Annotated in this window: 2 protein-coding genes; one reads left to right on the top strand and one right to left on the bottom strand. The window is 26.8% G+C overall.

The genetic code is table 11. From position 1 onward, the window contains the following. Positions 1-51 precede the first annotated feature (51 nt). Complete coding sequence (locus I4U58_RS13375) at positions 52-642, bottom strand: metalloprotease family protein (protein ID WP_195931830.1); 591 nt, start codon at positions 640-642, stop codon at positions 52-54. Positions 643-894: 252 nt separating this feature from the next. Here I4U58_RS13375 and I4U58_RS13370 point away from each other — a divergent pair, with 252 nt between their 5' ends. Then, positions 895-2,685 (top strand): aminopeptidase P family protein, encoded by a 1,791-nt coding sequence (locus I4U58_RS13370; RefSeq protein ID WP_195931829.1) that lies wholly within the window; start codon positions 895-897, stop codon positions 2,683-2,685. The last annotated feature ends 131 nt before the right edge of the window (positions 2,686-2,816 follow it).

Raw genomic sequence — 2,816 nt, 5'->3', positions numbered from 1 at the left:
AATTTATTTAAAATTAAAAAACCATCTTAATATTTAAGATGGTTTTTTAGATTAAGATTTTTTATATAGATAAGCCGTATTTTTATCTTGATTACAATAAAAATACGTATCTTTGTTATTTAAAAAGTAATTAGTTATACCAATATCGCCGTTTGATATTGTAAAATGAAATATATTAAAAATAGAAACTGCTCCCAAATATTCAGGAAAAATTATTGCAATTATTATGCTAAATAATGTAGTAATTGCAAATGGAAATATTGATACAAACATATATTTATTTGAGTTGAGCTCAGTTTTGTCACAAGAGCAAAATATATTTGCCTTGGAAACCATTAGTTTAACATTTCTACAACCAATAATATAAGCGGCAATTAAGTGAAGGAATTGGTGTCCTCCTATAAAAGCCAAGAAAAATACTATTGCAAATCCAAAGTTAATTATTATATGGTGGAGATTTGGCCTTAGTAATATGCTTATTATAAAAAGAATGCACATAATATAAAAAAAGCATTTATATATCTTTGAGATTATAGAGGGAATAGCTAGCCACTCATGTATAAGGTCAAAGCAGTTTGTATAGTCAAACTCCAACACTAATTTTGTATTATCTCCTAAAAAGTTATTTTTTTGTGTTTCCATAATATATCCCCCCTCTAAAAATTAATATAAAATAGTTTATATTAATAAATAAAGACTTCTATATATAAATTATATTCCAGAAAAAAATGATGTTCAAGCAAAGTAATATTAAATTTTAGTAATATATAGAATTGAATTATAGACTATAAAGACCTATTAATATTAAATATTTTAATTGAAAAATAAGTAAATGAAGTATAATATAGAAGAATAATATATTAAATAAATATTTAAGTAGAAAAGAGGGAAAAAATGATAACTGAAAGATTACAAAAATTAAGAGAATCTATGAAAAATAAAGGAATCTCTGCATATATAATTCCTTCTGCAGATTTTCACCAAAGTGAATATGTAGGAGATTATTTCAAGTGTAGACAATTTATTTCTGGTTTTACAGGTTCAGCAGGAACAGTTGTTGTTACTTTAGAGGAAGCAGGGCTTTGGACTGATGGAAGATATTTTATCCAAGCAGAAGAGCAATTAAAAGATTCTACAATAAAATTATTTAAAATGGGAGAACAAGGAGTAGAAACTGTCGAACAATATTTAAACAGGGTATTAAAAGATGGTGATACTTTAGCATTTGATGGAAGAGTACTAAATGCAAAAGAAGGCTATGGATATGAAAAAGAATATAGCGATAAAAATATAAATATAGTTTATGAATACGATTTGATAGATGAATTATGGGCAGATAGACCTTCTATGTCAAAAGATAAAGCGTTTTTATTAGATGTAAAATATGCTGGTGAAAGTATACAAGATAAATTAACTAAAGTAAGAGCTATAATGAAAAAACAAAATGCTACAATGCATATATTAAATTCATTATATGATATAGCATGGTTATTAAATATAAGAGGAAACGATATAAATAACACACCTGTTGTTTTATCTACAGCAGTTATAACTTTAGATAAAGTATATTATTTTGTAGATGAAGAAAAATTAAATGATGAAATAAAAGCTGAATTTAATAAAATAGGAATAGAAGTAAGAAATTACTTTGAAATATACGATTTTGTAAAAACTATACAAAAAGATGAAGTAGTTTTATTAGATGGCACTACAGTAAATTACAAACTTTACAGAAATATACCTTCTAATGTATCAATAATAGATGCACCAAATCCTACATTTATATTTAAAGCAATAAAAAATGAAGTTGAGCTTAAAAATATAAGAGAGTGCCATATAAAAGATGGTGTCGCTATGACTAAATTTATGTATTGGTTAAAAACTAATATAGGAAAAATAAAAATAACAGAAATAAGCGCATCTGACAAATTAGAACAACTTAGAAGAAGTGACAAAGACTGTTTTGATTTAAGTTTCCCGACTATATCAGGATATAAAGAACATGCTGCTATGATGCACTATAGTGCCACAAAAGAAAGTGAATATGAATTAGAACAAGAAGGAATGTTACTTGTAGATTCTGGTGGACAATACTATACAGGGACAACTGATATAACAAGAACGTACATATTAGGAGATATTACAGAAGAACAAAAACTACACTATACATCTGTTTTAAGAGGTATGATAAGACTATCTAAAGCTAAATTCTTATATGGATGCAGAGGGCTAAATTTAGATATTTTAGCAAGAGGTCCACTATGGGATTTAGGAATAGATTATAAATGTGGTACAGGTCATGGAATTGGATTTGTATCGAATGTTCACGAAGGCCCAAATGGATTTAGATGGAAGATAGTACCTGAAAGAAATGACTCTTGTATACTTGAAGAAGGTATGGTTACAACTAATGAACCGGGAGTATATATAGAAGGAAGCCACGGTATAAGAATCGAAAACGAATTAATATGCCAAAGAGGTCCAAAAGTTGGCTTAGATCAATTTATGGAATTTGAAACTATAACATTTGCTCCAATCGACTTAGATGGTGTAAATCCTGAATATATGGATAAATCAGAAATAGTATGGTTAAATAACTATCATAAAGAAGTATTTGATAAAATTTCACCATATTTAAATGAAGATGAAGTTGAGTGGTTAAAACAATATACTAGAGCTATATAAAAATTAAATATATATAACAAAATAGCCATAAGAATATTAGAAGGGGATCTAAGCTTATGGCTATTTCGCATGCATAATGTTTAATTACAATGTTTAATTATATATTTAAAATTATAGGGAATGCTGATTTA

Source organism: Clostridium sp. 1001270J_160509_D11 (assembly GCF_015667935.1).
GTDB lineage: Bacteria > Bacillota > Clostridia > Peptostreptococcales > Peptostreptococcaceae > Intestinibacter.
The sequence above is the reverse complement of the archived record's forward strand: the minus strand, read 5'-3'. Positions and strand labels throughout refer to the sequence as shown.